General features: G+C 68.8%; 27 protein-coding genes and 3 tRNA genes. 16 read left to right on the forward strand and 14 right to left on the reverse strand.

Annotated features, from left to right (window positions below; genetic code table 11):
• The first annotated feature begins 25 nt into the window (after positions 1-25).
• The 4 genes from murA to ACZ5MC_RS21320 all read left to right on the forward strand — a co-directional run bounded on the left by murA (position 26) and on the right by ACZ5MC_RS21320 (position 3,803).
• On the forward strand, positions 26-1,336 hold the full coding sequence (murA, locus tag ACZ5MC_RS21305; RefSeq protein WP_306597921.1) for a UDP-N-acetylglucosamine 1-carboxyvinyltransferase: 1,311 nt from the start codon (positions 26-28) through the stop codon (positions 1,334-1,336).
• A 65-nt stretch (positions 1,337-1,401) separates the two neighbouring features.
• Positions 1,402-2,352, forward strand: a complete 951-nt coding sequence (locus ACZ5MC_RS21310) for a ribose-phosphate diphosphokinase (RefSeq protein WP_464516734.1) — start codon at positions 1,402-1,404, stop codon at positions 2,350-2,352.
• Positions 2,353-2,916, forward strand: a complete 564-nt coding sequence (locus ACZ5MC_RS21315; RefSeq protein WP_464516735.1) for a hypothetical protein — start codon at positions 2,353-2,355, stop codon at positions 2,914-2,916.
• A gap of 104 nt (positions 2,917-3,020) precedes the next feature.
• On the forward strand, positions 3,021-3,803 hold the full coding sequence (locus ACZ5MC_RS21320) for a bestrophin-like domain (RefSeq protein WP_306597924.1): 783 nt from the start codon (positions 3,021-3,023) through the stop codon (positions 3,801-3,803).
• On the opposite strand, the gene ACZ5MC_RS21325 is transcribed toward ACZ5MC_RS21320, so the two are convergent.
• The 5 genes from ACZ5MC_RS21325 to ACZ5MC_RS21345 form a co-directional block, all read right to left on the reverse strand.
• Complete coding sequence (locus ACZ5MC_RS21325; protein WP_306597925.1) at positions 3,800-5,230, reverse strand: serine/threonine-protein kinase; 1,431 nt, start codon at positions 5,228-5,230, stop codon at positions 3,800-3,802. The two genes, ACZ5MC_RS21320 and ACZ5MC_RS21325, sit on opposite strands and share 4 nt — an antisense overlap.
• Positions 5,227-6,183: a GGDEF domain-containing protein gene (locus ACZ5MC_RS21330; protein WP_306597926.1), complete on the reverse strand. Its 957-nt coding sequence runs from the start codon at positions 6,181-6,183 to the stop codon at positions 5,227-5,229. The genes ACZ5MC_RS21325 and ACZ5MC_RS21330 overlap by 4 nt, the downstream gene beginning before the upstream one ends.
• 94 nt (positions 6,184-6,277) lie before the next feature.
• Positions 6,278-7,264, reverse strand: coding sequence for a GGDEF domain-containing protein (locus tag ACZ5MC_RS21335; RefSeq protein WP_464516736.1), 987 nt, complete (start codon positions 7,262-7,264; stop codon positions 6,278-6,280).
• Positions 7,264-8,016 carry a hypothetical protein gene (locus ACZ5MC_RS21340; RefSeq protein ID WP_464516737.1) on the reverse strand — a complete coding sequence of 251 codons (753 nt, stop codon included), beginning with the start codon at positions 8,014-8,016 and terminating at the stop codon, positions 7,264-7,266. The genes ACZ5MC_RS21335 and ACZ5MC_RS21340 overlap by 1 nt, the downstream gene beginning before the upstream one ends.
• Positions 8,017-8,054: 38 nt before the next feature.
• The gene (locus ACZ5MC_RS21345) at positions 8,055-8,600 is read right to left on the reverse strand and encodes a hypothetical protein (protein WP_306597929.1); all 546 of its coding nucleotides are present in this window, start codon (positions 8,598-8,600) and stop codon (positions 8,055-8,057) included.
• Between the two features lie 111 nt (positions 8,601-8,711).
• On the opposite strand from ACZ5MC_RS21345, the gene ACZ5MC_RS21350 reads away from it, so the two are divergent.
• The 3 genes from ACZ5MC_RS21350 (at position 8,712) to ACZ5MC_RS21360 (ending at position 11,370) form a co-directional block, all read left to right on the forward strand.
• Positions 8,712-8,786, forward strand: a tRNA-Gln gene (locus tag ACZ5MC_RS21350).
• Positions 8,787-8,975: 189 nt separating this feature from the next.
• Entirely contained in the window at positions 8,976-10,391 is a 1,416-nt protein-coding gene (locus ACZ5MC_RS21355; RefSeq protein ID WP_464516738.1) for a S41 family peptidase, read from the forward strand.
• 160 nt (positions 10,392-10,551) lie between these two features.
• A complete protein-coding gene (locus ACZ5MC_RS21360; RefSeq protein ID WP_306597931.1) occupies positions 10,552-11,370 on the forward strand; it encodes an OmpA family protein in 819 nt (272 codons plus the stop codon).
• Here the strand turns inward: ACZ5MC_RS21360 and ACZ5MC_RS21365 are convergent.
• Both ACZ5MC_RS21365 and ACZ5MC_RS21370 read right to left on the reverse strand, forming a co-directional pair.
• Positions 11,360-11,677, reverse strand: a complete 318-nt coding sequence (locus tag ACZ5MC_RS21365) for an MGMT family protein (protein WP_306597932.1) — start codon at positions 11,675-11,677, stop codon at positions 11,360-11,362. The genes ACZ5MC_RS21360 and ACZ5MC_RS21365 overlap by 11 nt on opposite strands.
• A complete protein-coding gene (locus ACZ5MC_RS21370) occupies positions 11,674-12,039 on the reverse strand; it encodes a DUF2203 family protein (protein WP_306597933.1) in 366 nt (121 codons plus the stop codon). The genes ACZ5MC_RS21365 and ACZ5MC_RS21370 overlap by 4 nt, the downstream gene beginning before the upstream one ends.
• A 32-nt stretch (positions 12,040-12,071) precedes the next feature.
• On the opposite strand from ACZ5MC_RS21370, the gene ACZ5MC_RS21375 reads away from it, so the two are divergent.
• Positions 12,072-12,659, forward strand: a complete 588-nt coding sequence (locus tag ACZ5MC_RS21375; RefSeq protein ID WP_306597934.1) for a hypothetical protein — start codon at positions 12,072-12,074, stop codon at positions 12,657-12,659.
• The gene (gene lpxB / locus ACZ5MC_RS21380) at positions 12,656-13,768 is read left to right on the forward strand and encodes a lipid-A-disaccharide synthase (RefSeq protein ID WP_306597935.1); all 1,113 of its coding nucleotides are present in this window, start codon (positions 12,656-12,658) and stop codon (positions 13,766-13,768) included. Before ACZ5MC_RS21375 ends, lpxB begins: the two co-directional genes overlap by 4 nt.
• A 232-nt stretch (positions 13,769-14,000) precedes the next feature.
• Here the strand turns inward: lpxB and ACZ5MC_RS21385 are convergent, their stop codons facing one another.
• Together ACZ5MC_RS21385 and ACZ5MC_RS21390 are read right to left on the reverse strand one after the other, a co-directional pair.
• Positions 14,001-14,576: a hypothetical protein gene (locus ACZ5MC_RS21385; RefSeq protein WP_306597936.1), complete on the reverse strand. Its 576-nt coding sequence runs from the start codon at positions 14,574-14,576 to the stop codon at positions 14,001-14,003.
• A gap of 32 nt (positions 14,577-14,608) precedes the next feature.
• Positions 14,609-15,127, reverse strand: coding sequence for a KdsC family phosphatase (locus ACZ5MC_RS21390; RefSeq protein WP_464516739.1), 519 nt, complete (start codon positions 15,125-15,127; stop codon positions 14,609-14,611).
• Between the two features lie 156 nt (positions 15,128-15,283).
• Here ACZ5MC_RS21390 and ACZ5MC_RS21395 point away from each other — a divergent pair, with 156 nt between their 5' ends.
• On the forward strand, positions 15,284-15,547 hold the full coding sequence (locus tag ACZ5MC_RS21395) for a rhodanese-like domain-containing protein (protein WP_306597938.1): 264 nt from the start codon (positions 15,284-15,286) through the stop codon (positions 15,545-15,547).
• On the opposite strand, the gene ACZ5MC_RS21400 is transcribed toward ACZ5MC_RS21395, so the two are convergent.
• The gene (locus ACZ5MC_RS21400) at positions 15,548-16,933 is read right to left on the reverse strand and encodes an MFS transporter (RefSeq protein WP_306597939.1); all 1,386 of its coding nucleotides are present in this window, start codon (positions 16,931-16,933) and stop codon (positions 15,548-15,550) included.
• Between the two features lie 126 nt (positions 16,934-17,059).
• Here ACZ5MC_RS21400 and ACZ5MC_RS21405 point away from each other — a divergent pair, with 126 nt between their 5' ends.
• A complete protein-coding gene (locus ACZ5MC_RS21405; RefSeq protein WP_464516740.1) occupies positions 17,060-17,839 on the forward strand; it encodes an SDR family oxidoreductase in 780 nt (259 codons plus the stop codon).
• Between the two features lie 134 nt (positions 17,840-17,973).
• On the opposite strand, the gene ltrA is transcribed toward ACZ5MC_RS21405, so the two are convergent.
• The 4 genes from ltrA to ACZ5MC_RS21425 form a co-directional block, all read right to left on the reverse strand.
• Positions 17,974-19,302 (reverse strand): group II intron reverse transcriptase/maturase, encoded by a 1,329-nt coding sequence (ltrA, locus tag ACZ5MC_RS21410; protein ID WP_464516197.1) that lies wholly within the window; start codon positions 19,300-19,302, stop codon positions 17,974-17,976.
• Between the two features lie 754 nt (positions 19,303-20,056).
• Positions 20,057-21,745, reverse strand: coding sequence for a ribosome biogenesis GTPase Der (gene der, locus ACZ5MC_RS21415; RefSeq protein ID WP_464516741.1), 1,689 nt, complete (start codon positions 21,743-21,745; stop codon positions 20,057-20,059).
• A gap of 54 nt (positions 21,746-21,799) precedes the next feature.
• A tRNA-Asp gene (locus ACZ5MC_RS21420) sits at positions 21,800-21,876 on the reverse strand.
• Positions 21,877-21,897: 21 nt separating this feature from the next.
• Positions 21,898-21,973 (reverse strand) — tRNA-Val (locus ACZ5MC_RS21425).
• Positions 21,974-22,215: 242 nt separating this feature from the next.
• Here ACZ5MC_RS21425 and ACZ5MC_RS21430 point away from each other — a divergent pair.
• Genes ACZ5MC_RS21430 through atpG form a run of 5 tightly spaced genes read left to right on the forward strand, consistent with a single transcriptional unit; the run spans position 22,216 to position 26,410 of the window.
• Positions 22,216-22,659, forward strand: coding sequence for an ATP synthase F0 subunit B (locus tag ACZ5MC_RS21430; protein WP_306597944.1), 444 nt, complete (start codon positions 22,216-22,218; stop codon positions 22,657-22,659).
• Positions 22,659-23,402 carry a F0F1 ATP synthase subunit B gene (gene atpF / locus ACZ5MC_RS21435; protein WP_464516742.1) on the forward strand — a complete coding sequence of 248 codons (744 nt, stop codon included), beginning with the start codon at positions 22,659-22,661 and terminating at the stop codon, positions 23,400-23,402. Before ACZ5MC_RS21430 ends, atpF begins: the two co-directional genes overlap by 1 nt.
• Positions 23,399-23,941: an ATP synthase F1 subunit delta gene (gene atpH / locus ACZ5MC_RS21440; protein WP_306597946.1), complete on the forward strand. Its 543-nt coding sequence runs from the start codon at positions 23,399-23,401 to the stop codon at positions 23,939-23,941. Before atpF ends, atpH begins: the two co-directional genes overlap by 4 nt.
• 27 nt (positions 23,942-23,968) lie before the next feature.
• Positions 23,969-25,537, forward strand: a complete 1,569-nt coding sequence (gene atpA / locus ACZ5MC_RS21445; RefSeq protein ID WP_464516743.1) for a F0F1 ATP synthase subunit alpha — start codon at positions 23,969-23,971, stop codon at positions 25,535-25,537.
• A 3-nt stretch (positions 25,538-25,540) separates the two neighbouring features.
• Positions 25,541-26,410, forward strand: a complete 870-nt coding sequence (gene atpG, locus ACZ5MC_RS21450) for an ATP synthase F1 subunit gamma (RefSeq protein WP_464516744.1) — start codon at positions 25,541-25,543, stop codon at positions 26,408-26,410.
• The last annotated feature ends 37 nt before the right edge of the window (positions 26,411-26,447 follow it).

A 26,447-nucleotide genomic window follows, 5' to 3' on the forward strand; every position in this document is an offset into this window, starting at 1 on the left:
GCTGGAACCCGAGATTGGAGTGTCGATGGACAGGCTTGTGATTCAAGGTGGCGTCCCCCTCACGGGGCGCGTGGCCGTCTCCGGGGCGAAGAACGCCGCCCTCCCCTGCATCGCCGCGGCCCTCCTGGGCGGGGAGCAGGTCACCCTGCGCCACCTGCCGGCCGTCTCGGACATCCGCACCATGCTCCGCGTGCTCCAGGCCCTGGGCTGCACGGCCGAGGTCACCAAGGACGAGGAGGGCTTCGAGCTCACCGCCGTGGTGGACGCCGCCGGCGTGGCCGGGGGCGGCCTCCAGGCCCCCTACGACCTGGTCAAGACCATGCGGGCCTCCATCCTGGTCCTGGGCCCCCTGCTCGCGCGGTACGGCAAGGCCTCGGTGTCCCTGCCCGGGGGCTGCGCCATCGGCGCGCGGCCCGTGAACCTCCACCTGGAGGCCCTGGAGCGCATGGGCGCCGTCATCGAGATCGACCGGGGCTACGTCGAGGCCCACGTGCCCGCCGGCCGCCTCAAGGGCATCGACCACACCTTCGAGAAGGTGAGCGTGGGCGCCACGGAGAACATCCTCATGGCGGCGTGCCTGGCCACCGGCACCACCGTGCTGCGCAACGCGGCCATGGAGCCCGAGATCGGCGACCTGGCCGGCATGCTCGTGGCCATGGGCGCGCCCATCGAAGGCATCGGCACCTCCACCCTCACCATCCGGGGGGTGGACGCGCTGGGCGGCTGCGACCACGGCATCATCCCCGACCGCATCGAGGCCGGCACCTTCCTGTGCGCGGTGGCCGCCGCCGGGGGCGACGTCCTGCTGGAGCGGGTGGAGCCGGACCACCTCCGGTCCATCATCGACCTGCTGGAGCGCTGCGGCTGCGTGTTCACCGAACGCGAGGGCCAGGAGGGGCTGAACCTGCGCATCCAGCGCGAGGCCGGCCAGAAGCTCCACGCCAAGGACGTCACCACCACCCCCTACCCCGGCTTCCCCACGGACCTCCAGGCCCAGGTCATGGCCGTCATGACCCAGGCCACCGGCATCTCCGTGATCCGGGAGACCATCTTCGAGAACCGCTTCCAGCACGCCATGGAGCTCGAGCGCCTGGGCGCCAACCTGCGCATCGACGGCGGCACCGCCATCGTGGCCGGCCCCAGCGCCCTGACCGGCTGCACGGTCATGGCCACGGACCTGAGGGCCTCCGCCACCCTGGTCATCGCGGGGCTGGTGGCCAGGGGGGAGACCACCGTCGACCGCATCTACCACCTGGACCGGGGCTATTCGGGCCTGGAACAGAAGCTGAAGGGCCTGGGGGCGCGCATCGAGCGGGTCGGAGGCGGGAAGGTCTAGAATTTTGATTTCCATTCGCCTGTCGAGGCGGGGCCTGGGTTGGTAAACTGGCCCCTGGGGGAATCATGTTCGGTGAGATGAAGGTATTTTCGGGTTCGAGCCATCCGACCCTGGCCGCCGGCATCGCCGGCCATATCGGGATGCAGCTGGGAAAATCCCGCATCACCCGCTTCTCCAACGAGAACATCAAGGTGAAGATCGACGAGAACGTCCGGGAGTCCGACGTCTTCGTCATCCAGACCAGCGCCCCGCCGGTGAGCGACAACCTTGTTGAAATGCTCATAATGATCGACGCCCTCAAGTTCGCGTCGGCGGCACGCATCACGGCGGTCCTGCCCTACTACCCGTACGCCCGCAGCGACAAGAAGGATGAAGCACGCATTTCCATCACCGCCCGTCTGGTGGCAGACCTTCTCCAGACCGCCGGGGCGGACCGGGTGCTGGCCATGACCCTGCACGCCCCCCAGATCCTCGGCTTCTTCCGCATCCCCGCCGACCAGCTCCTGGCCACGCCGGTCCTGGTGAACCACTTCCGCAGCTCGGACCTCTCCAATTCCGTGGTGGTGGCCACGGACGCCGGCGCCGGCAAGATCGCCGGCCACTTCGCCAAGCGCCTGGGCCTGCCCATGGCCATCATCGACAAGCGCCGCGTGGACGACAGCGAATCGGCCCGCTCCACCGCCCTCATCGGCGAGGTGGCGGACAAGGACTGCATCATCTTCGACGACGAGATCGCCACCGGCGGCTCCATCCGCGAGGCCGCGCGGATCCTGCGGGGCTTCGGCGTGCGCCGGGTGCGCGTGGGCGCCACCCACGCCGTCTTCTCCGGGACCGCCCTCACGCGCCTCAAGGAGGCCGAGCTGGACGAGCTGGTCGTCACCGACACCATCCCCATCCCGCCCGCCATCTCCGCGGAGATCCCCAACCTCAGGGTCCTCTCCACCGCCTCCATGTTCGGCGACGCCATCCTGCGCATCCACGGCGGCAGGAGCATCAGCGAGATGATGGAAGCCTAGTTGGACACCCTCAGGGCCCTCCTGATCCAGCGCGCCGCGCGGCTCCAGGAATGGCCCGCGGTGACCGCCCCGGAGTGGGGCACGCTCCTGTACCCGGCCTTCCGCAACCGGGTGGAGGGTGTGGCCTTGGGCCTCATGGCCGCCCCGCCCCGGCCCGTGTTCAGCAGGGGCGGCGGGCCGTGGGACTGGGCCTGCGAAGTGGCCTGCGCCGCGTGCGGCCTCCCCTGGGATCCCGCGGGCACGGTGGACCCCGAGATCCTCGGGGGCACCCGCTTCAACGGCGAGGAGGGCCGCCAGGCCTACCACGACTGCGACCCGGACCCGGACGCCCTCTTCCAGGGGACCCTCACCCAGGCCGGGCTGCTCCTGCGCCTCCGGCGCCTCAACGGGCGGCTGGGCTGGGACCATTCCACCCGCGTCGCCCTGCCCCTTGCGGAGCTGGGATCCCCTGCGGTGCGGGGCGCCCTTTGGAGCGCACTCTACGCCGGAGCCCACGCCGTGCTCCAGCCCGGTCCCGTCCGGGAATTCGAACCCGGGGCCTTCGTAGCCCTGCTGGCGGACTGACGGGGGGTTCCCGCAACCTCCGCGGGACGGCCTTGCCCTCCCCCGATATATGATTATTTTATAGCGCAGACCCAGCCGCCGACCTTTCCCCGGAGACCCTGGACATGCGCTACCTCTATTGCCAGGTGAACGAACTGGCCCTGGCCCTCTTCATGATTTCCGCCTTCACCCTGGCTGCCGTCGGGACCCTGAAGGCCTCCTACCGGTTCCTGCCCGGGCTGCGCTTCGAACCGGGCTCCTCGGATTTCGGCCAGATCTACGGTGGCGCGGTGGGCTCCATCTTCGCCCTGGTCTTCGCCCTGGTGATCGTCGCCGTGTGGCAGAACTACGACAAGGTGTCCTCGATCGTGGACCAGGAGGCCAACGCCCTGCACAACCTCTACCAGAACCTCGAAGGCTACCCTCCGGAGTTCCGGGATCCGATTCGGGCGGAACTGAAGGCCTACGTCCGGCAGGTCATCGACAAGGAGTGGACGAGGATCACCGACGGGGACCAGGACCCGGAGACCAACCGGATGATCGCCCATCTCGGCCTGGCCTTCACCACCTACAAGCCGGCCGCCCTGGGCGACCTGCCCCTGCATCAGCAGCAGCTCCAGCAGCTGGCCCTTTGCCGGAGCCTGCGCCATGACCGCATCGAAGGCGGGGAAACCTACCTGGACGCGTCCATGTGGATCTCCCTCGGCATGGGAAGCCTCATCCTGCTGGCCTTCTCCTGCCTCCTGAACATGGGCAGCCTGCGCCAGCACCACCTGATGCATGCCACCCTCGGCGCCAGCCTGGGCCTGGTCTTCTTCCTCCTGCTGGTCTACAACTACCCGTTCCTGGGCCCGGGGGCCATTTCCCCGGCCCCGTTGAGGATGCTTTTGGAGCGGTTCTGGGTCTAGAGCGCTTCCCACAGCTTCTGCAGCTGCCCGCCGACGCGTTCCAGGGCCGGTTTGAGGCGCGTCTTCAGCCCGGCCCTTGCGGCCGCCGGCAGCAGGCCCGCGGCCTCCAGGGCCTGCAGGCGCAGCGGCGCGTTCAGCGCCCCCCAGTCCCGGGCCAGGGCCGCGGCCCAGGCCCCGTCACCCAGGCGCGCCCTCGGCACCCAGCGCCAGGAGGAGCCCAGGCCCGGTTCGCGCAGGTGCGGCAGGACCAGGTCCGGGAGTCCGGCCCGCTGCGCGATGAGGCTGGCGGCCTCGGCCCCCTCCCGCTGGGCGAAGGGGTCCCCCAGGAGGGCCAGCAGGGCCGGTATGGCAGCGGGAGTGCCCACGGCGCCCAGTGCGTTGCACAGGGCGAACCGCATGGCCTCGGGGGCCTGGGCCAGCTCGGCCAGGAGGAAGCCCTCGTCACCGGCGGCCACGGCGTTCTGGAGGCCTTCGGCCGCGGCGCGGCGGCTGCCCACGCCGCCGGTGCGCAGGCCGTCCAGGTAGGGTCCCAGCCGCGACCCGGGCTCCTCCTCGGCGTGGCGCCGGACCCGGCTCACGGTCTCCTGCTCCACGTCCTCGACCCGGAACCCGGGCAGGGGCTGGTCGCCCCACCCGGCGCTCTCGGCACTCTCCAGCCAATCCGCCCACTCCGCGGCCAGGGCCTCCATGGAGGGGATGCGCCTGGCGGGATCGGGGGCCAGGGACTGCATGAGGATGCGCGCCATGCGGGGCGGGAAGCCCGTGCGCACCAGGGCGGGCGGGAGCTGCACCTGGCTGTAGGGACGGCCCGTGGTGAACTCGTAGAGGATGGCACCCAGGGCGTACACGTCGCACCGGCCGTCCACGCTCCTGGGATCGCCGTGCTGCTCCGGCGCCATGTAGCCCAGGGTCCCCACCACCATCTGGCTGCGGGTGACGCGGGTGCCCTCCCCGCCCTCCCACAGGCACACGCCGAAGTCGGTCACCTTGAGGTTGCCCAGGGCGTCGAAGAGCAGGTTGGAGGGCTTCAGGTCGCGGTGGATGATACCCGCCTCGTGGGCCGTGCGCAGGGCGCCGGCCACGGGCAGGAGGCGGCGCAGGAACCGCGCCGGCGCCTCTCCGTAGCAGCGCTTGACGTCGCCGCCGGGGAGCAGCTCCATGAGGATGAAGGGCGTGCTCCCCGCCCGGCCGAAGTCGAAGACTTCCACCAGGTTGGGATGGCTGAGGCGCTTGAGGACCTCCCCTTCCCGCAGGAAGCGCACCACCAGCTCCGAGTCGCCGGACGCCTCGGCCTTGAGGAACTTCACCGCCAGGGCCCGCCCCGGCCGGAAGGGATCCTCGGCCCGGTGCACCACGGCCATGCCGCCCTCCCCCAGGCGCTCCAGGACCCGGGCTCCGCCGGCGCGCTTGGGCAGGACCAGGCTCATGTCCGTCCGTCGAATTCCACCCGGTTCCGGCCCTGGGACTTGGCACGGTAGAGGGCCACGTCGGCCCGGGCCAGGAGGGAGCCGGCGTCGGCGTCCTCCGGCCGGAACTGGGCGATGCCGAAGCAGCAGGTGACGTGGAAGGTCTGGCCCGGCGCGTGGGACGCCATGGCCTCCTCGGCCAGGGCCTTGCGCAGCTCCTCGGCCACGGCGAGGGCCTCACGGCCCTCGGTCTCGGGCAGGACGATGAGGAACTCCTCCCCGCCGATGCGGCCCACGTGGTCCGAGGCCCGGAGCCGGCCCATGACCACCTGGCCGAAGCGCTTGAGGACCAGGTCCCCCACGGCGTGGCCGTGCTGGTCGTTCACGTCCTTGAAGTGGTCCAGGTCGCAGATGATGAGGGTCAGGGGGCGCCCGTGGCGCCTGGCCAGGTCGGTCTGCTTCTCCAGGAAGCCCAGCACCGAGGCCCGGTTCGTCAGGCCCGTGAGGGAATCCACCGTGGTCTGGGCCAGGACCGCCTCGTGGTAGTGCTTTTCCATCTCGTCCAGGTGCTTGAGCTTGAAGGCATGGGTCCCCACCCGGATCACGTCGCCGTGCTGGAGGCTCACCGGCCCGTTGCGCGTGAGGATCTTCCGGCCGTTCACGTAGGTGCCGTTGGTCGACCCCAGGTCGGAGATGAGGACGATGGGCGCCAGGTCCTCCTGCCCCACCAGCTCGATGCGGGCATGGTGGCGGCTCACCTCCACCTCGGGGAGCACCAGGTTGTTCTCCGGGGACCGGCCCACGGTGAGGTTCACCGTGCGCAGGGGCAGGACCTCCCCGATGGGGACGCCCACATAGCGGATGAGCGCCCACTCCCCTCTGGCCGGCGGCAGCGTCTCGCCCAGCGGGGAGGCGAAGAGCGTCGGCGGATCGGATTCGGCGAAGTCCTCGTAGAGAGGTGGCTGAATGGGCATCGTGTGGGCTGGCACAGGCGGGAAGTCCTATGTCATTTAAGCCTTTGTTGCGGAATTCCGCTAGCCCATGATTCGTGTTCCGCCACAAGCCTTGTCAACGAGGAGGCTGGTCGCAGACCACCTTGTTCCGCCCGCCGCGCTTGGCGAGATAGAGCGCCCCGTCGGCCCGGCCCATGAGGGCGCCTCCGTCCCGGTCCTCCTCCCGGCGCTCGGCCACGCCCAGGCTGCAGGTCACCGGCAGGGGCCCCGAGGGCAGGTCGAAGGGCACCTCGCCCGTGGCCGCCAGGAGGCGTTCGGCGAGCAGCTGAGCGCCTTCCATGTCGGTTTCGGGCAGCACCAGGAGGAACTCCTCGCCACCGATGCGCCCGGCCACGTCGGTGGTGCGCAGGCCGCGCACCACCCGCTCCCCGAAGTCCCGGAGCACCTGGTCCCCGGCCAGGTGGCCCAGCGTGTCGTTGATGCGCTTGAAGAAGTCAAGATCGCACATGATGATCGAAAGGGGCCGGTGGTGGCGCTTGGAGAGGTCGAAGCGCCGCTGCAGCTCCTCCAGCGCGGTGCGCCGGTTGCCCAGGCCCGTGAGGGGATCCTTGGAGCTCTGGTCCAGGAGCACCGCGTGGAAGGCCCGCTCCATGGCGTCCATGGCCACGAGCTTGAGCACGTGGCTGCCCATGGCGATGCGGTCCCCGGGGGAGAGCTCCATGGTGCGGGTCACGGCCCGGCCGTTGAGGAAGGTCCCGTTCGTGCTGGCGTTGTCCTCCAGCTGCACCCGGTCCCCGGCGGGACCCTGCCAGAGGGTGATGGTGGCGTGGGTGCGGCTCACCTCCTCGTCCAGGAGGGCGATGTCCACGCTGGGACTGCGGCCGATGATGTTGGCCCCGGGCACCAGGGGGAAGACCCGTCCCAGGTGGGCGCCGGCGTAGACCACCACCACGTACTCGCACGGCACGGGCCCGGTCTCGCCGGGGAAGCGCTTGCGCAGGGCCGTCTCGAAATCCGGCCAGCCCGAGATGGGCACCGTCGGGTCCGGCGCGTCCACCTCCTCGGTCCAGTCCTTGTCAGGTTCCTTGCCGGGCTTGGACATCAGACATCCTCCACGAAGCAGCACACGATCGATTCGTCATCCTTCTTCCGGGCCAGGACGAAGGGGGCCCTCGGGGCGCCCACGCTCTCCGGGCCGAGGGTGACCAGGAGGCGCCCGGTGGAGGCCTGATGGTTGATCTGCCGGGTGCCCCGCGCGGGGATCCGGTAGAGGCCCAGCACATCCAGATTACGGATGTTCTCGCCGGTCTCCCGCACCAATTTCAGGGTATACCGCATCCAGATCGCCTTGGGGAGCTTCTGGACATCCTCCCCCACGAAGGCCACCGGCAGGGCCAGGGCGTGCTCCAGGGCGCGGAAGGACCGGGGGGCGTCCAGGGCGCAGGGCGCGGCCAGGACCCGGGCCCCGGCCAGGGGCTCCAGCCCGGGCCGGCTCCGGGCGCGGAACGCCTCCGGGGCCACCTCGCGCACCCGGGGCCTCCGGGGAAGGGGCGGCACCTCGAGGCGGGCGGCCTCCCCGGCCTCGAAGAGCGGCAGGACGCAAACCTGGGCACCCGCGGCCCAGCTGCCCCACCCATCCTCCCCGCGAACCTCGGCCGTCCAGCGGAAGGCCACCGCCGTGGGCGGGACCGACGCCAGCACCGGGACCTGCGCGGTGGCCGCCATGAGCCGGAAGTCCGGGGCCTGGGCCCGGGTCCCGAGGGGCTCCGCCCCCCGGGCCCCGGGGACCGGCAGGCCGAGGTCCACGCCCCGCGTGGGCGGGTCCCTGAAGACCCGCCGGATGGTTTCGGCCATGTCGGACATCGCGTCCCGGAACCGGCCGCCCACCATGCCTACACCGGCTTGACCAGGGTCTGGAGGGCCGCGGCGACCCGCTCCAGGGGCTCCACGGGATCCATCTGGTAGGCGGCTTCCAGCAGCCTGCCCAGGGCCTGCTCCTGGGCCGGCAGGTCCACGGACTGGGCGAAGATCACCCGCAGCGGGGCCGCCCCTTCCGCCACCTGGAGCAGCACCTCCCGGGGCGAGGCCCGGAAGCTCTCGCCCACCCGCGCCAGGGGGGACTCCTGCGTCTTCTGAACCGCCAGGGCCGGGCACTTCGCCTCCCCGTTCCAGCCCCCCGCGAGCTCCGCCGGGGGCAGGATGAAGAGGTCCGGCGGGGACTTGAGCTCCTTGAGAAGCGTCTTCTGGATCACCTCCTCCTTGAGGTGCGGCTCGAGGGCCTTGCCGTAGAGCACCGCCTGGAGCTTCGTGGGGGTGATGGGCTCGGTGTAGCGGAAATCCAGCGGGATCCCGGAGGCGTCGGTGAGGAGCAGCCCCCCCAGGTAGCTGGCGCCCTCCTTCATCGCCACGAAATAGGCCAGTTTCAGGGTATCTGCCATGGGTGCGTCCGCCTGTGGAGTTGGCTAAGAGGATACCGCGGGTTGGGCCCCCCGCATTTCACCCAAAGGTCTTGTTTTCCTCTTGAAATTGGATATTCTATTAGTGCCGTTTGGGGAGTGGTCTAACGGTAGGACAACAGATTCTGATTCTGTCAGGTGAGGGTTCAAATCCTTCCTCCCCAACCAACCTGAAGGGCCTCCGCAAGGAGGCCCTTCCGCCGTTCACCCGGGTGGAGGGTCCCCGAGAACCTCAACGGGGCTTCGGGGACGGGAGGGTTTGCCGGCCGCCACACCGATCTGAAGGGGGTCTGCGGGGCCGGAACGCCAGGGAAAGGGCTTCTGGTATCCTGGCCCATCCTTCCGGGCAGGTCCTCCGTGCTGCGTACCGCCGTTCTATCCCTCTGCCTCCTGGTGGGCTGTGCCTACACGAAGGTCATCTTCCAGAAGGTGCCGGACACCTCGTATCCCGCCTCCGAGGCACGGGCCGCCGTGCTGGAGCCCCTCGACGGAACCGGCGTGGAGCGTTGGCGGGAGGCCGGCCGCCGCATCATGCGGGCCCTCCAGGCCGACCACCCGGACCCGTGGTCCCGCTTCAGCCGCGAGGCCTTTCTGGCCCGTGTGGCCGACCTGGATCAAGACCTTCCATGGCTGAGCGAGTATCAGGCAGCGCTGCGCTGGAAGCGGATCCTGGCCCGATTGGGGGATGCCCATACGGCACTCCGGGAAACCGCCACATCGGTCAGGAGTTGGCCGCTTCGGACCAGCCATGCCCAGGATGGCCTGAGAATCATCCTCGTTGCCCACGGGCAGGAAGCCCTTCTGGGGGCGCGAGTCGTAGCCGTGGGCGGCGAACCCGTGGACGACTACCTTCATCGCCTCGAACCCTTCATCGCTGACCCCGTCCCTTCCAAGCGGAGGCAGCTTCTGGCGGGTCTTTTCCCAGTGGGGTGGGCCTGGCTGGAGGCCCTGGGGGAGCTTCCTGGGGGCGCCCAGCCTCTCCTTGAACTTGAAGACCGGGAGGGGAAGCGGTTTGAGGCGAGGATGGAGGTGGGCCCGGAGGAGGGGAGGCGATGGGCCACGCTGCCCGGAGCCTGGAAGCGCCCGCGGGATCTTGAGCCCGATCGCTATTATGCCTTCCGGCTGCTGCAGGAGGACCGGACCCTCTATCTGCGCTACGCCAGGTGCCGGAATCGGACGGATGACCCCATGAAGGATTTCCTTGGGCGGATGGCCGAGGCTTGCCGGAACCGCCCCGTGGCCCGGATCGTGGTGGACCTCCGAGGCAATGCCGGGGGCGACGAGCGCGTGTTCGCACCCGTGCTGCGCTGGATCAGGAACAACCCGGCCTTCTCTCGGCCCGGCGGCACATGGGTGCTCACGGATGCGGGAACCTACAGCTCCGGCCACGGCGCGGCGCGGCGGCTCAAAGGGGACGGGGCGCTCCTCGCCGGCGGAGAGACGGGTCAACCTGACAACGCCTTTGGCCAGGTCCACTTCACGGTGCTCCCCGGACTCAGGCCGGTGTTCGGCTGTTCCGTGCGGCGCTTCCTCTGGGACAAGGGAAACCCGGAAGGCTGGCAGCGGGGCTTGATTCCGGACGTGCTCCTGGAGCCGACCGTGGAGGATGTTCTGGGCCTGTCGGATACCGTGCTGGATCGCGTGCTGGCCAGACCATTCCCTCTGCAGGCGCCAGGGATGAGCACCTCCACCCCATCCACCTCGATCAACCCTGACCCGGGATTCACCAAGCCCGGGCCCTCGGGGGCGCCTTTGAAAACCTCCGCAGGCTGAAGGATGGGCCCGGCCCGATCCCAAAAGGAAAATCATGGCGACTTGACGTTGCATTCTCACCGCCGCAGGCGTTCAATGTGCCTGTCCCACCAGACCCCATCCCTTGGGAGGATTCCGCCGGCGGATTCCTGGCGGAAGGCCCCCCGCCCCAGGAGGCGCCATGCGACTCGTCCCCCTCGTCCTCACCGCCGTGCTGGGCTTCCTGCCGGCCCACGCCGATCCGGACCGCCCCGGCTCCAAGGACCATCCGCTCCTGACGCGCATGCAGAACATGCACATCGTCGCCTACCGGACCCAGGCCTTCGATTCCTACCCCTTCAAGGGCCCCAAGGGCAAGACCACCCCGGTGGAGGGGCGGTTCTTCGAGATCCGCTACCAGGCCGACAAGGGCACCCAGGCCCCTTCGCCCCTGGCCATCCACCGCAACCACCAGGCCGCCCTGCGGGCCCTGGGCGGCACCGTCCTCCTCGAGGAGGGGCGCTACACGACGATGGTGGCCGCCAAGGGCGGCGCCGAGACCTGGATCCAGGTGGACTCGGCCTGGGGCGGGGGCTACCAGCTCACCATCGTGGAGAAGGCCGGCATGGCCCAGGAGGTCAAGGCCAACGCCGACGCCTTCCGGGCCGGCCTGGGCGCCGCGGGCCACGTGGAGGTGCCGGGCATCCACTTCGACTCCGGCAAGGCCGAGCTCAGGGAGGACTCCCGGGCCGCCGTGGCCGAGGTCGCCGTGCTCCTCAAGGCCAGCCCGGCCCTGAAGGTCTTCGTGGTGGGCCACACCGATTCCGTCGCCGCCCCCGACCTGAACCTGAGGCTCTCCCAGGCCCGGGCCGAGTCCGTGGTCCAGGCCCTGGTGAAGGACCACGGCATCGCCCCCGCGCGCCTGCGCGGCTTCGGCGCCGGCCCCTTCGCGCCGGTGGCTTCCAACGACACCGAGGAGGGCCGCGGGAAGAACCGCCGGGTGGAACTGGTCAAGATGTAGCGCCGTCCCAGCCGAAGGCCTTCAGGTCCAGGTTGCCCGCGTCGTCCACCTCGACGCCTTCGGCCCGGAGCCGCTCGATCTGGAGCATGGCCCCCCACCACCGGCCCCGGCTGGGCACGTAGCCCTTGGAATTCACGATGCGGTGCCAGGGCAGGTCCGTGCCTTCGGGCAGGCCCTTGAGCACCATCCCCACCTGCCGCGGCCGGCGCGGGAAGCCCACCATCCACGCGATCTGCTTGTACGTCGCCACCCGCCCCCGGGGAACGAGGGCCACCGCGGCGCACACGGCTTCCCGGAAGCCGTTCACCCGCGCCGGACCTCCGGCTTGAGCGCCACGGGAACCCGGGAGGAGAAGCCCCCCTCGTAGCTGTGCCAGTGGTCCAGGTCCTCCTCGGGGAAGGCCCAGCACCAGTAGCCGTCCCCGGAATCGAAGTCCACCAGCCAGGGGCCCTTCACGTCGGGGCCCAGGTCGCGCACGGCTTCGGCCCAGCTCTCCATGAGGGCCTCCAGGCGGGTCTGGAGCGATTCCACCCGCGCATCCTCCTGCCGGTCCTCGGCGGCCTGCAGCTCCTCCGCGAGGCTCGAGGCCAGTTCGAACACCGGTCGCGTGATGACCTGGACCTGAGGCAGCGCCGCCCGGGCTTCCTCGAGAGTGAAAACTCGGGCCATGGATGCCTCCAGTGTTCCATGATAATCACCTGATGCGATTTGTGCCCCTCGTCCCTTCCGAAATCGACCCCGGCGCCCATAAGCCCTTCCAGGCCATCGAACTGGCGTGGAATGGCCGACTCCACCCGGCCTGGGCCGGCCTCCCCGTGCACGCCATCCACCTGGCTCCGGCCCCCTGGGACGAGGCGCTGGGCGAGACCGCCATGGCGGCCCTGCGGGCCCGCCTGGAGCCCGACTTCCTGGTGCTGGCCGCCGAGGACCCGGAAGCCCGCATGGACGTCTCCCGCTTCCTGGGCGTCCTGGAGGGCCTGCTGGAGATCACCCACGGCACCGGCGTCAAGCTGGCCCTGCGCCCCGCCCCCGGCGCCGCTCCGGGCCTGGTCAGGCGGCTGCGCGAAGCCCGCGGGGAGGCGGTGGGGTTCTGCTGGGACCGCGGCGTGGGCGCGGACCTGGAGTGCATCTCGGACCGGCTCTTCTGCGCGGTGGCGGAGCCCGGGGACGACCTCGCGGGCCTGGAGGCCCTGGGCTACCGGTGGAACGTGGCGGTGCCCGGGGGCGCCGGCCTGGAGGACCTGGCCCGGGCCTGGCCCGAGGTGCTGTTCAAGGGAGGCGCGCAGTGAAGCCCCTCCTCGTCATCGCCGGCGAGGCCTCCGGCGACCTCCACGGCGCCGAGATCCTCAAGGAGCTCCGAGCCCTGCGCCCCGACCTTCGCATCATCGGCGTGGGCGGCGGCCTCATGACCCCCTTCCTGGACCGCAAACTGGCGGACGTGAAGGATCTGGGCGTCGTGGGCTTCGTGGAGGTCATCCGCCACCTGCCCAAGCTGCGCCGCCTCTTCAAGCTCATCCAGGACGTGGCCCGGGAGGAGGGGGTGGGCACGGTCCTCTTCATCGACTATCCCGGGCTCAACCTCCGCCTGGCCAAGGCCTTCCGCAAGGCGATGCCGGGCCTGCGCCTGCACTGGTACGTATGCCCCCAGGTGTGGGCCTGGAAGGCGGGCCGCATCCCGGAACTGGGCCGCACCCTGGATGCCCTCTACTGCCTGTTCGACTTCGAGCCGGCCCTCTTCCAGGGCCTCCACGTGGAGGCCCTCTGGGTGGGCAACCCCCTGGTGGAGGCCGTGGTGCCCGAGGTGGACCGGGAGACCTTCTTCCGGAGGGCCGGCCTGGACCCCTCCCGACCCCTGGTGGCCCTTCTTCCCGGCAGCCGCGGCAGCGAACTGGACCGCCTCCTGCCGCCCCTGGTGGCCACCGTCGCCGGGTGGGACGGCCCGGACGTCCAGTGGGTGCTCCCCGTGGCGCCCACCCTGGATGCGGCCTCCCTCCGGCTGGAAGGCGCCCCCATCCGGCTGGTGGAGGACCTGGGCTACGCCGCCCGGGCCTACGCCGACGCCGCCCTGGTGTGCTCGGGCACCGCCACCCTGGAGACCGCCCTCCTGGGCACGCCCTTCGCGATCATCTACAAGCTGAGCCCCCTGACCTATCTGGCCGCGCGGTACTTCGTGCGGATCCCCCACTTCGGCCTGGCCAACGTGGTGGCCGGCCGCGAAGTGGCGCCCGAGCTCCTGCAGGGCGAGGTGAACCCCGTCCGGCTCCGGCAGGTGCTCAAGGACCTCCTGGAACCCGGGAAGGCGGCCTCCATGCGCGAGGAACTGGCCGGCATCCGGGCCCGCCTGGGCGAACCGGGAGCGGCGCGCCGGGTGGCGGACCACCTTGCCGCGTTTCTCTAGGAAAGAACCGGCCAGGCCTTATCCTGCCCTTTCCTCTCGATCCAATTCCTGTTTCAGCAGGGTCGGCCAGGAATGAGAAGGCGCGCAGGCTAGCTGCCTTCGCCGACCCATTCCTGCAATCGCCCTGCTGAAACAGGGATGTGAATCAGATGTATGGGATGGATGGGGATCTTCCGGCCTTGAGCGCCCCCTTCATCCTGTGTCCAGGAAGCCCCGGGCTTTGCCGGCAGCCCTAGAACCGGTACGTGGCCGCGGCCATGATGGCCACCGCGGTGGTGTCGGGGTCCATCTTGCCCATGAGGGCCTTGACCTCGAAGTCCAGGGACCGCGTCCAGCGGTACCCGAACCCGAAGGTGCCCGCCATGTGCCCCGCCTTCTGGTCCACCTTGCCCAGCACCGGGTCCGACTTCGACCAGGACCATTCGTAGATGCCCACGCCCGCCACCAGGTAGGGGCCCTTGGGGCTGGCCGGGCGCAGCATCCGCACCGCCTCGGCGCTGAGGTGGCCCACGGACACCTTGCCCGCGGAGCCGGGGAGCTTGGTCAGGTTGCCCCAGAACCAGAAGTCCATGCCCAGGGCCACGCGGTACCGCCAGCCCGGGTAGTACTCGGCCAGGTCGTTCTCCATCACGAGGCTGATACCCACCCCCGGCGCGTTCCCGCCGCCCACGGCATCCCCCAGGCCCGATTCGGGAAAGCTCCCCCGCAGCTGGAGGCCCAGGGTGGAGGGCTCGGCCTCCTGGCCCCAGAGCGCGGAGGCCAGGAGGATTCCCGAGGTGATGGCCAGTGTCCTATGGACGGCGTGCATGGCGGATCCTATGGAAGTGGCTCCAGTCTACTTCAGTACGAGGCCACCACCTCGTCCCAGTGCCCCTGGGCCCGCAGGATGGCCTCGGCCACGGCCCGCACCACGCCCGCACCGCCGTCCACGGGCACGACCAGATGGCAGGCCGCGCGCACTTCCGCCACGGCGTCCCGGGGACAGCAGGCGAGGCCGACCCGCGTGAGCAGGGGCAGGTCGGCCAGGTCGTCGCCCACGTGGGCGACCTCCTCCGGGGCCAGGCCGTACTTGGCGCAGAGCTGGTCCAGCACCGGCTTCTTGGCCAGGTGGCCCACGAAGCAGTCCTCCACCTTCAGATCCCAGGCCCGGTGGATCGTGGCCGGGGAATCCAGACCCGAGATGAAGGCCACCGGGATCCCGAACCGCTGGAGCCACTTGATCCCGGCCCCGTCCCGCACGTTGAAGGCCTTGGTGTGCCGGGGATCCGTGCCGTAGACCAGGGCCCCGGTGGTGAGCACCCCGTCCACGTCGGTGCACACGAGGCGGATGGCCCGGGCCCTTTCTTCGATGCTGGTCATGGGATCGCCTCCGGGAACGGAACAAGGATATCTTCTAAAGCATCTTAGGAAAGGATCCCATGTACCTGGGCAAGGCAGTGCTCGTTCTGGCCCTGGTCTGGGGGATCCTCTTCATCGTCAAGCAGATCCTGCTCTTCTTCCGTGGAGGCCAACCCCGTGGGTGATTTCGACCAGCTCAAAGCCGCAGGCGCCCAGCTCGTGGACGTGAGGACCCCGGCCGAGTACGGCCAGGGCAACGTCCCCGGCAGCGTCAACATCCCCCTGGACCAGCTCCAGCTCCGGGTGGCCGAGATCGATCCCGGCCGGCCTGTGATCGTCTTCTGCGCCAGCGGGGGCCGGTCCGGCATCGCCAAGCAGTTCCTGGAGCGGGAGGGATGCGTCGAGGTCCACAACGGCGGGGCCTGGACGAACCTGCTGTAGCTACCGTTCCTGGCAGGGGAGCTCGAGGCCGAAGCCCTTGGCCTTGTCCTCCATCTTCAGGAGCAGGCCGAACACCACGGCCAGCACGCCCAGGCAGGTGAAGATCATCATGGGCAGGGCGTAGTTGTAGGCCGGGCTGCTGACGCCGTCCACCACCCGGGTGCCGACGATGCAATAGCGGTCAAGCACGTACCCGATGAGGTAGGGGACGCCCCACAGGGCCACCAGGTTCTGGGTCCAGAAGATCAGGGCGTAGGCCGTGCCCAGCTGGCGGTGGGGAATGAACTTGGGCACCGAGGGCCACATGGCGGAAGGCACCAGGGCGAAGGCGAAGCCCAGGAAGATCGTGGCGACCAGGGCCACCACCCAGCTGTTGAGCAGCGGCACGGTGAACACGAAGTGCACGGCCACCAGGAGCACGGAGCCCATGACCATGAGGGTGGCGCCCCTGCCCTTGCGGTCGTAGTAGCTGCCGAAGAGGAACGTCAGCGGCATGGCGGCGTAGGGGAGGATGCTGGGGATGGAGCCGGCCAGGCTCTCCTTCACGTGGAACTTCTGGACCATGAGGTCCGGGGCGTACTTGAGGAAGGGGAAGACGCCCGAATAGAAGAGGGCGCAGAGGATGGTGATGTACCAGAACCCGCGGATGCGCAGGATCTCGCCGATGTCCGACAGGCGGAAGGCATCCTCCTCGGCCACGCCCTGGGTGTCGACCCCCTCGGTCCGGTCCAGCTTCAGGTCCATGGCGCAGTAGAAGAAGTAGGCCACGAGGCCCACGCCCAGGAGCACGACCCCCACGAGGATGGGCGCCCCCACGGACTTGAAGTAGACCGCGATGGGCCCGCCCAGGCCGATGGCGAGCCCGGTCCCGATGCGGGCCGTGCCCACCTGGAGCCCCATGGCCAGGGCGATCTCGTAGCCCTTGAACCACCTCGCGATGACCTTGGTGGCCGTGACCCCGACGATCTCGATGCCCACCCCGAAGGTGGCGAACCCCAGCGAGGCCGCCATGACCTGGCCCTTGACGTGGACCAGCGGGACCATGGTCCCGTCCAGGGCGTGCGTGCTCACCGCCCACCACTTGATCCCGCAGCCGATCACCATGAGCGAGCTCGCGAGGATGCCGGTGAACCGTGCCCCCATCTTGTCCAGGATGATGCCGCCGAAGATGAGCATGAAGAGGAAGACGTTGAACCAGGCGTAGGCTCCCGTGACGAACCCGTACTCCGCGCTGGTCCACTTCAGCTGCTGCTCGATCAGGGGCTTGAGCGGGGACAGGACGTCGGCCACGTAGTACCCGCACAGCATCGTGAACGACACGATGAGCAGGGACGTCCATCGGGCCAGGACCGAATCGCGCAGGGATCTTCTGATGGCTTCCGTCATGGGGCTTCCCGGGGAAAGTGGTTTGGATCCAGGCTACAGGACCGGCCCCCCCTTGTCTTCCTCCCAAGTCACAGCTTCCGGCCGCGCCCCGATCGTGGCAGCCTGGGAACCTCGGGAGGTGCAGCCATGGAACTGGGAATCACGGGCCGCGTGGCCATGGTGGCGGCCGCCAGCAAGGGCCTGGGGAAGGCCGCCGCGGCCGCCCTGGTGAAGGAGGGCTGCCGGGTCTCCATCTGCGGCCGGGACCGGGCCGCCCTGGAGGCCGCCAGGGCCGAGCTGGGCTGCTCCGTCCTCGCCGTCCCCTGCGACGTCACGAACCCCGCCGAGATCGAGGACTGGTTCAAGGCGACCCTCGCCGCCTTCGGCCAGGTGGACATCCTGGTCACCAACACCGGGGGCCCCCCCGCCGCCACCTTCCTGGACCTCACCGAGGCCCAGTGGGAGAGCGGCGTGCAGAGCACCCTCCTGAACGTGGTCCGCATGTCCCGCCTCGTCCTGCCCGGCATGCGGGAGCGGAAGTGGGGCCGCATCGTCCACATCACGTCCCTGGTGGCCAAGCAGCCGGTGCCCCTCCTGACCATCAGCAGCGCCCTGCGCGCCGGCCTGTCCGCCCTCACCAAGACCATGGCCACCGAGTTCGGCCCCTACAACGTCCTGGTGAACGCCCTCCTGCCCGGCCACGTCCTGACGGACCGCCAGCTCCACCTGGCCGAGGTGCGTTCGCGGAAGGACGGCACCACCGTGGAGGACTACTTCGAGAAGGCCAACGCCTCCATCCCCGTGCGCCGCCTGGGGCGGCCGGAGGAGATCGGCGACGTCATCGCCTTCCTGTGCAGCGAGCGAGCCAGCTACCTGACGGGTAGTTCCATCCAGGTGGACGGGGGGATCATCCAGGGCACGCTCTAGGCCGGCCTGGGCATGGATTGCAATAACATCTTTTATATCTTTTTTTATCCCCGCCCAGTCGGGTAGGCCGGGGAGCTTGCGCCCCCGGCCCCCCTCAGATCCGGACGTGCGGGACTACCGCATCCGGCTCCTCGTCACGGTCGCTGAGGACGTAGTTTCGATGCGTAACTGATGGCTGGGGCCAGTGGGAACCGAGCCAGAAGCTTGTTCATGCGATCCCAGGTCATGCGGGCCCGCTGGGACCTCCGGTTGAGCCATCCACGCCACCTTCGCCCAACTTCATAGCGGAAGTGCGCCAGGGCCCTGGAGTTCCCCGTGATCCCGTAATACCTGAAGTGACCGACCAGTTTCTGGTTGATCGTCCGCCATTGCTCGCGCACCGGGAGGTGGCGGTGTTTGGCCATCCACTCCCCGATCTTCGTGAGCGCCCGACTCATCCGGCTCTTCGCGGTCTTCCGCTTCACCACCCACCGGCCGTTCTTGGCCGTGGCCCAGTAGTGGGTGAATCCCAGGAAGTCGAAGTGGCCTGGTCCCCCATTGGGGTCCCTGGGCTCCCTCGGCTTCCAGAACTCCACCAGCCGGGTCTTATCCGGGTGGATCGTCAGGCCATACCGCTCGAACCGCTTGGGCAGGACTTCCATAACCCGCTTGGCATCCTCCTCCTGGGCAAAGCCCATCACGAAGTCGTCCGCGTAGCGCACCAGGAAGGCCCGACCCCGGAGTCGGGGCTTGACCTCCCTTTCAAACCACACGTCCAGCACCTCGTGGAGGTAGATGTTGGCGAGCATCGGACTGACCACCCCGCCCTGGGGCGAGCCGGTTTCCGGGTGCGTGATGCATCCTTTCTCCAGCACGCCCGCGTTGAGCCATTTGCCGATCAGGCGCCTCAGAACGCCGTCCTTCATCCGCAGGTCAAGGATTTCCCGCAGCTTCCCGTGGTCCAAAGTATCGAAATACTTACGGATATCCACGTCAAGCACCCAGCCTCCCCCCATGTCCATCAACCCCTGCCAAATCGCCTCCAGCGCCATGTGCGCGGAGCGCCCGGGCCTGAACCCGTAGGAGCAGTCCAGGAAGTCCTGCTCATAGAGCGGTTCCATCACCATCACCACGGCCCTTTGCAGGACCTTGTCTTCGAAGGCGGGAATGCCCAGGGGGCGTTGGCTGCCATCCCCTTTCGGGATGTAGGTTCTCCGGACTGGAGGGGCCTTGTAGGTGTCGCCGTTCTTAGCCCGGTTCAGGAGGCTCTGGAGGTTGGACTCCAGGTTTTCCCCGTATTCCTTGCCCGTCACGCCGTCCACCCCGGTCGCCCCATCCTTGCGGGTGCGCCCGAAGGCTTCCTTCATCCAGTCCAGGTCCATGTGGTAGGCCAAGGAGGTGAAAGCCACCTCCGGGTGGATCCTGGCCAGTTCTGCGATCCGTTGTTGTTTCGTGGAGACGCTGTTGGATGTCATTGCACCCATTATCTTTCCCTTCAACGGTTCCGTGATCCGGCAGCTCCTTGGCTCCAGCGGGTCCCGGCGGCCCGGTTCCCCGCGATCATCGCTACTATGAGCTGCTCCGACTTCCGGCCACCCCTCCCGCGCTCCTTCGTTTCCTTCAGTTTGCGGTACCGCCCTGTGCCGGCTGTTCGCTCCCGCCGGGGGCGGCACCCCCCGGCGAGCCTGGGTTCGTTTTACGTGGCTTCCCTCACCACTGGGTTGTTGGCGGAGATGGCTGGATCTCCCAGGTTCCTGGGGAACCCCTGTGCACGTGCCCTGCTCTATGACCCCGGTGGGACCCTACGGTCAGGCCCTTGCGACCTTCGGGTGCTGTCTTCCGATCGGAGAACGGCGTCGACTCCCACGGTTGGATGCTTTCGGGGCTCCATCACACGGCCCATGCACTCCCTGTCTACGCTTCACGAGGTCGGTCGCCCTTCCCCACGCAAGACTCGGTTCCGGCTGCTGGCCAGCTTTGCCGGGCGGGGCTTGCTGCCTCCCCGCTGGGCTCCATTGCGAGGTTTCAGTCTGTCTTAGGTCATCCATCCTCCTCGCCCAGGCTTGGCCTGGCGCACTCCCCGTTCATCCCCGGCGATTGAAAGCCAAGGATGCTGCCGAAACGCTGGGACCGAAGCACCCGGCGTTCTATTCGCCGGGGATGAACGGGGATGGACGGGGATGGAAAAGGGATAAGAGAAGGGGGCCATGCAGGCCCCCTCCTGCATCGCATCGATTCCTACTTCTTCTTGCTGACCTGCCGCTTGGCCGAGTGCCCAGCCCGGGTGGCCGACAGCCCCTTCACGCCCCTGGACGCTCGGCCCTTGGCGGGAGCGGCCTTGGTCGCCCGGACCGGGCGGGTGGCCGCGGGCCTGGCCGGCTTGGCGGGAGCCTTCGGCGTGCGGGGCGCGCGCGGCTCGTCCGCCTCGCCCTCGGCCTTGGGCCGGTGGAAGGTGCGGGACCGGGTGGAGGGCCCCTGGGAGGAATGGGACTTGGCCTCGGCGCTCCGGCTGGGCTTCAGCCCCTCTCCGGGATCCAGGATCCTCCGGACCTTCGCAGTGCCTTCGTCCTGGCCCTCGCCCACCCCGCGCTTGCGGAAGGCGAGGCGGATGGGGGTGCCGATGAACCCGAACTGCTCCCGCAGGCGGTTCTCCAGGTAGCGCTGGTAGCTGAAGTGCAGTTCGCGGTCGGTGTTGGTCTTGATGACGAAGCTGGGGGGGCGGGTGCCCACCTGGGTCATGAAGTAGAGCTTGGGCTTCAGGCCCTCGGTGGCCGCGGGCGGGAAGTTCGACACGGCTTCCCGGAGGAAATTGTTGAGCTTGCTGGTGGGGATGCGCCGGGCGTGGGCGTCGGCCACCTCGTGGATGAGGGCGAAGATCTTCGATACCCGCTGGCCCGTGAGGGCCGACACGAAGATCATGGGCGAGTGCTGCAGGAAGCCCAGGTCCTGGCGGATCTTGTCCTCCATGGACAGCGACGTGAAGGTGTCCTTCTCCACCAGGTCCCACTTGTTCACCACGATGATCACCGCGGCGCCGGCGTCGTGGGCGTAGCCCGCGATGACCGCGTCCTGGTGGGTCACCCCCTCCACCGCGTCCACCAGGAGCAGGGAGACGTCGGCGCGGGCCATGGCCTGCTTGGCCTTGAGGATCGAGAGCTTCTCGGCGCCCTCGTTGGTCTTGCCCTTGCGGCGGATGCCGGCGGTGTCGATGAGGCGGTAGATGCGCTCCTCCACCTGGAACACCGTGTCCACCGTATCCCGGGTGGTGCCGGCCACGTCGCTCACCAGGCTCCGCTCGTAGCCCAGGAACTTGTTGACCAGAGAAGACTTGCCCACATTGGGGCGGCCCACCACGGCGAAGCGCAGCTCGTCGCCGGGATCGTGGATCTCCGCCTCCTCGGGGGTGCGGTGGAAGGGGAGGTGGGCCTTGATGCTCTCCAGCAGCTCGGGCACCCCGTCCCCGTGGGCGGAGGAGAGGATGTGCACCTCGTCGAAGCCCAGCTCGTAGAAGGCGCTGTCCGGGGACCCGCCCCGCACGCCGTCGATCTTGTTGATGACCAGGATGGAGGGCTTGCCCTGGACCCGGATGCGGGTGGCGATCTCGGCGTCGTCGGGATTCCAGCCGTCGTGGGCGTCCACCATGAGGACGAGCACGTGGGCCTCCTGCATGGCCGCCTCGGCGATGCGGGTGATGCCCATGGTGATCACGTCGGCCCCGTCGAAGTCCAGGCCGCCGGTGTCCACCAGCTCGAACACCTCCGTGGGATCGCCGAGCTCATCCAGGCAGGTCACCCGCCCGTAGCTCCGGTCCCGGGTCATGCCCGGCAGATCGTGCACGAGTGCCGCCCGGCTCCGGGTCAGTCGGTTGAAAAGAGTAGACTTGCCCACGTTGGGACGACCACACAGGGCTACGATGGGGAGTTTCATGAGGGTGGCTCCCTAAAAAAGTCGCGCCCTCATGACGAGGGCGCTTCCTTTTACTGGCGGGGCTGACGGGGCTCGAACCCGCGACCTACGGCGTGACAGGCCGTCACTCTAACCGACTGAGCTACAACCCCTGGTTTTCAAAGCACCATTTCTGGTGGGCGATGACGGACTCGAACCGCCGACATGCTGCGTGTAAAGCAGCTGCTCTACCGACTGAGCTAATCGCCCGTATCGCCGAACATTGATACTCTCACGTGACACCCGCTGCGTCAAGGCTAAATCCCTGGCTTGAGGTATGACTGCGAAGTTGAGAGAATGTCTGGCTCCCTTATCTAGGACCTTCCTTCCTGCGCCCCGGGCGGTCCGAGTTGAGGGGAAACGCAGGCCAATTGGAGGAATCCGTGCTACCTGATGTTCTGATGTCGATTGGCGGGGCAGGGATCCTTCATGCAGGCGAGCCCCAGGGTTTCATGGACGCGCTGCCGGATCCCATGAAGATCGATCCGGGGACCCTCGTCTTCGTGATGGTCCTGGTGACGGCCCTCTTCATCTTCCTCAAATACGCCTTCTTCAAGCCGATCATCCAGGTCATGGACGACCGCGAAACGGCCATCCAGTCGGGCGCCAGCCGCAGGGCCGAGGCCGCCGCCCTGGTGGAGGAGCGCCAGGCGGACTATGCCGCCCGTCTCAAGGAGCTCCGGGCCAAGGCCTTCGAGCACCGCAAGAGCCTTTCCGCCGCCGCGTCCGCGGAGAAGGAGGCCCTGCTGGACAAGGCCCGCGCCGAATCGGCGGGACACCGGGAGCGCGCCCTGGCCGAACTGAAGGCCACGCAGGAATCGGCCAAGGCCGATCTCATGACCCAGGTGGAAGCCCTTTCCGAATCCATGGTTTCCCATCTTCTCCGGCAGGCATGATGAAAATCCTCCGACCGTTCGTCTTCCTGGCCCTTCTCTGCGGCCTCGCTTCCGGAACGCCCGCCCTGCGGGCCCAGGAGCCCGCCGGCCACGCCCAGGCCAAGCCCGAAACCAAGCCTGAAGGGCATGAAGCAAAGCCCGAAGGCCATGAGGCTCCGGCCGGCCATGAGGCCGCAGCGGCCCACGAGGGCGGCCATGAGGCCACCGGCGAAGGGCACGGGGGAGCGCACCACGTCCCCTTCAAGCTCTTCGGCATGGAGCTGGGCAAGGCCGGCCAGTTCGGGATCCAGGCCTTCAATTTCGCCCTCTTCGCGGGGCTGCTCTTCCTCCTCCTGAAGGGCGCCCTGTCCAGCGCCTTCAAGGCCCGGGCCAAGGAGCTGGAGGACAAGCTCAGCCAGGCCGAGCGCGAACGCGCCGAAGCCGACGCCCAGATCGCCGAGCTGGAGGGCCGCATGGCCGGGCTCCAGGCGGAGCTGGCCGGCATCATGGCCAAGGCCGAGACCGAGGCCGAGGCGGAGAAGGAGCGCATCATCCAGTCCGCGCAGGCCGAGGCCGCCCAGATCCGGGCCCAGACCGCCGCCGACATCGACTACCAGAAGCGCGCCGCCGAAGCCGAGCTGCGCACCCTGGTGGCCACCCTGGCCGTGGAGGGCGCCAGCCGCCGGCTCCAGAACCAGGTGACCGGCGACGTGGCCGCCCGCGTCATCGACCAGTCCATCCAGCAGGTCGGAGGTGCCCAGTGAGCAACCGCCTCGTCGCTCGCCGTTACGCCAAGGCCCTCGCGGATCTGGCCCAGAAGGAAGGCAAGCTCGCCGCCTACCGGGAGGAGCTCACGGAGATCTCCGCCCTGGTGAAGGCCAACCCCGACCTCACCCGCCTGGCCTTCTACCCCCTCCTGGCCCCGTCCCGCAAGGCCGCGGCCTTCGACGCGATCCTCGAGCAGGGCAAGATGAGCGCCACCGTGCGCACGTTCTTCCAGGTGGTGGCCAAGGCCGCTCGCCTGCCGCTGGTCCACGAGATCGCCGAGGCCTACTCGGAACTCGTCGACCAGGCCACGGGCGTGGTGGAAGCCCGCGTGCAGAGCTCCCAGCCCCTCACCGGGGCCCAGACCACGGCCCTCACGGCCACCCTGGCCCAGCGCACCGGCAAGACCATCCGGTTCCGCTGGCAGCCGGATCCCGCCATCCTCGGCGGCGTGAAGGTCCAGGTGGGCTCCACCGTCTACGACGCCTCCCTCCAGGGCCAGCTCAGGCTCCTGAAGGCCAAGCTCCTTTCTGCCTAACCCCGTCCCGGAATTTCGGAGGAACGCATGGACATTCGCGCGGAAGAGATTTCCCGCATCATCCGCAGCCAGATCGAAGGCTTCGACGCCCAGGTGGACGTTTCCGAGATCGGGACGGTCATCAGCGTGGGTGACGGCATCGCCCGGGCCCACGGCCTCGAGAAGGTCATGGCCGGCGAATTGCTGGAGCTTCCCCACGACGTGAAGGGCCTGGCCTTCAACCTGGAGGAGGACAACGTCGGCATCATCCTGCTGGGCGAGACCGCCGCCATCAAGGAAGGCGACACCGTCAAGCGCACCGGCAAGATCATGAGCGTCCCCGTGGGCCCGGCCTTCGTGGGCCGCGTCATCGACGCCCTCGGCAACCCCATCGACGGCAAGGGCCCCATCGCCTCCGCCGGCCGCAACCCCATCGAGCGCATCGCCCCGGGCATCGTGGACCGCGAGTCCGTGAGCCAGCCCATGCAGACCGGCCTGAAGGCCATCGACGCCCTCATCCCCATCGGCCGCGGCCAGCGCGAGCTGATCATCGGGGACCGCCAGACCGGCAAGACCGCCGTGGCGCTGGACGCCATCATCAACCAGAAGGACACGGGCGTCATCTGCATCTACGTGGCCATCGGCCTCAAGCGCTCCACGGTCGCCCAGGTGGTGAAGACCCTGGAAGACTTCGATGCCATGAAGCACACCATCGTGGTGGCCGCCACGGCCTCCGAGCCCGCGCCCCTGCTGTACCTGGCCCCCATGACCGGCGCGGCCATGGGCGAGTACTTCATGTGGCACGGCGTGGACGGCAAGGAAGCCTCCGCCGACAACCCCGGCCAGCACGTCCTCGCCATCTACGACGACCTCTCCAAGCAGGCCGTGGCCTACCGCGAGATTTCGCTCCTGGTGCGTCGCCCTCCCGGCCGCGAAGCCTACCCCGGCGACGTGTTCTACCTCCACTCCCGCCTGCTGGAACGCGCCTCCAAGCTCAGCAAGGCGCGTGGCGGCGGATCGCTGACGGCCCTGCCCATCATCGAGACGCAGGCCGGCGACGTTTCCGCCTACATCCCCACCAACGTCATCTCCATCACCGACGGCCAGATCTTCCTGGAATCCGACCTTTTCAACTCGGGCGTCCGGCCCGCGCTGAACGTGGGCATCTCGGTGAGCCGCGTGGGCGGCGCCGCCCAGGTGAAGGCCATGAAGCAGGTGGCCGGCTCCATCAAGCTCGAGCTGGCCCAGTACCGCGAGCTGGCGGCCTTCTCCCAGTTCGGGTCCGACCTGGACAAGGGCACCCTGGCCCAGCTCAACCGCGGCCAGCGGCTGGTGGAGATCCTCAAGCAGCCCCAGTACGTGCCCATGCCCGTGGAGAAGCAGGTGGTCACCATCTGGGCCGCCACCGCCGGCTTCCTGGATGACCTGCCGGTCAACCAGTGCCGGAAGTTCGAGTCCGGCCTCCACTCGTACCTCGACATCAACGCTCCCGAGCTGCTCCGGGCCATCCGGGACACCAAGGTCATCTCCGACGAGACCAAGGCCGCCCTGAAGGTCCAGGTGACGAGCTTCAAGGAGACCTTCCAGGCTTCGCTCAACCAGCCCGCGGGAGCATAACCCATGGCCGGCCTACAGGACATTCGCCGCCGGATCCGGTCGGTGAAGAACACCCAGCAGGTCACCAAGGCCATGAAGATGATTTCCGCCGTCAAGCTGCGGAAGTCCCAGGAAAGCCTTCTGGCCCTGCGCCCCTACGCCGCCAAGATGCTGGACGTGGTGCGCAACGTGGTGACCCGCTCGGAAGAGCTGGGCGCCTCCGTCGACAGCCCCATCGCCCAGGCCTTTCTCGCCCCCCGCGAGGAGAAGAACATCCGCCTGGTGGTCATCGCCAGCGACAAGGGCCTCTGCGGCGGCTTCAACGCCAACGTGCTCAAGCAGGCCACGGCCTTCGTGACCACCACCGGCTCGAAGATCGTCCACCTGGACGCGGTGGGCAAGCGCGCCGCGGACTGGGCCCGCAAGCGCGGCATGGCCTACGCCGCGGACCGCACCGGCATCGCCCTGGCCGGGCTCCCGGCCCTGGCCCAGGAGATCGCGGTGGAAGCCGCGAAGCAGTACGAGGCCGGCGAGATCGACGCGCTGTACGTCATCCACAACTACTTCGCCTCGGCCCTCGCCCAGGTGCCCACGACGCTGCGCATCTTCCCCATGGAGATCCCCGCCCACGCCGACGAGGCCGTGCCTCCCCTCCTGGAGCCCAGCCCCGCCAAGGTTCTGGACGCCCTCCTGCCCCGCTTCATCGAGACCACGTTCCTGCACGCCCTGCTGGAGAGTTCCGCCAGCGAGCACGGCGCGCGCATGGCAGCCATGGACAAGGCCAGCACCAACGCCGAGGACATGATCGCCCGCCTCACCCTCAACATGAACAAGCTGAGGCAGGCCTCCATCACCAACCAGATCATCGAGATCGTGTCCGGCGCCAACGCCTGATCAATCCCCTTTCGCCCTGAGGTCCGACATGAGTCAA

This window comes from Mesoterricola sp. JemC181 (assembly GCF_055384585.1).

What these genes read in the sequence shown, in the direction of transcription:
- murA (WP_306597921.1), top strand. Translation starts at nt 26, where the DNA reads ATGGACAGGCTTGTGATTCAAGGTGGCGTCCCCCTCACGGGGCGCGTG.
- ACZ5MC_RS21310 (WP_464516734.1), top strand. Translation starts at nt 1,402, where the DNA reads ATGTTCGGTGAGATGAAGGTATTTTCGGGTTCGAGCCATCCGACCCTG.
- ACZ5MC_RS21320 (WP_306597924.1), top strand. Translation starts at nt 3,021, where the DNA reads ATGCGCTACCTCTATTGCCAGGTGAACGAACTGGCCCTGGCCCTCTTC.
- ACZ5MC_RS21325 (WP_306597925.1), bottom strand. Translation starts at nt 5,230, where the DNA reads ATGAGCCTGGTCCTGCCCAAGCGCGCCGGCGGAGCCCGGGTCCTGGAG.
- ACZ5MC_RS21330 (WP_306597926.1), bottom strand. Translation starts at nt 6,183, where the DNA reads ATGCCCATTCAGCCACCTCTCTACGAGGACTTCGCCGAATCCGATCCG.
- ACZ5MC_RS21335 (WP_464516736.1), bottom strand. Translation starts at nt 7,264, where the DNA reads ATGTCCAAGCCCGGCAAGGAACCTGACAAGGACTGGACCGAGGAGGTG.
- ACZ5MC_RS21340 (WP_464516737.1), bottom strand. Translation starts at nt 8,016, where the DNA reads ATGGCCGAAACCATCCGGCGGGTCTTCAGGGACCCGCCCACGCGGGGC.
- ACZ5MC_RS21345 (WP_306597929.1), bottom strand. Translation starts at nt 8,600, where the DNA reads ATGGCAGATACCCTGAAACTGGCCTATTTCGTGGCGATGAAGGAGGGC.
- ACZ5MC_RS21360 (WP_306597931.1), top strand. Translation starts at nt 10,552, where the DNA reads ATGCGACTCGTCCCCCTCGTCCTCACCGCCGTGCTGGGCTTCCTGCCG.
- ACZ5MC_RS21370 (WP_306597933.1), bottom strand. Translation starts at nt 12,039, where the DNA reads ATGGCCCGAGTTTTCACTCTCGAGGAAGCCCGGGCGGCGCTGCCTCAG.
- ACZ5MC_RS21375 (WP_306597934.1), top strand. Translation starts at nt 12,072, where the DNA reads ATGCGATTTGTGCCCCTCGTCCCTTCCGAAATCGACCCCGGCGCCCAT.
- ACZ5MC_RS21385 (WP_306597936.1), bottom strand. Translation starts at nt 14,576, where the DNA reads ATGCACGCCGTCCATAGGACACTGGCCATCACCTCGGGAATCCTCCTG.
- ACZ5MC_RS21390 (WP_464516739.1), bottom strand. Translation starts at nt 15,127, where the DNA reads ATGACCAGCATCGAAGAAAGGGCCCGGGCCATCCGCCTCGTGTGCACC.
- ACZ5MC_RS21400 (WP_306597939.1), bottom strand. Translation starts at nt 16,933, where the DNA reads ATGACGGAAGCCATCAGAAGATCCCTGCGCGATTCGGTCCTGGCCCGA.
- ACZ5MC_RS21405 (WP_464516740.1), top strand. Translation starts at nt 17,060, where the DNA reads ATGGAACTGGGAATCACGGGCCGCGTGGCCATGGTGGCGGCCGCCAGC.
- ltrA (WP_464516197.1), bottom strand. Translation starts at nt 19,302, where the DNA reads ATGGGTGCAATGACATCCAACAGCGTCTCCACGAAACAACAACGGATC.
- der (WP_464516741.1), bottom strand. Translation starts at nt 21,745, where the DNA reads ATGAAACTCCCCATCGTAGCCCTGTGTGGTCGTCCCAACGTGGGCAAG.
- ACZ5MC_RS21430 (WP_306597944.1), top strand. Translation starts at nt 22,216, where the DNA reads ATGGACGCGCTGCCGGATCCCATGAAGATCGATCCGGGGACCCTCGTC.
- atpF (WP_464516742.1), top strand. Translation starts at nt 22,659, where the DNA reads ATGAAAATCCTCCGACCGTTCGTCTTCCTGGCCCTTCTCTGCGGCCTC.
- atpA (WP_464516743.1), top strand. Translation starts at nt 23,969, where the DNA reads ATGGACATTCGCGCGGAAGAGATTTCCCGCATCATCCGCAGCCAGATC.
- atpG (WP_464516744.1), top strand. Translation starts at nt 25,541, where the DNA reads ATGGCCGGCCTACAGGACATTCGCCGCCGGATCCGGTCGGTGAAGAAC.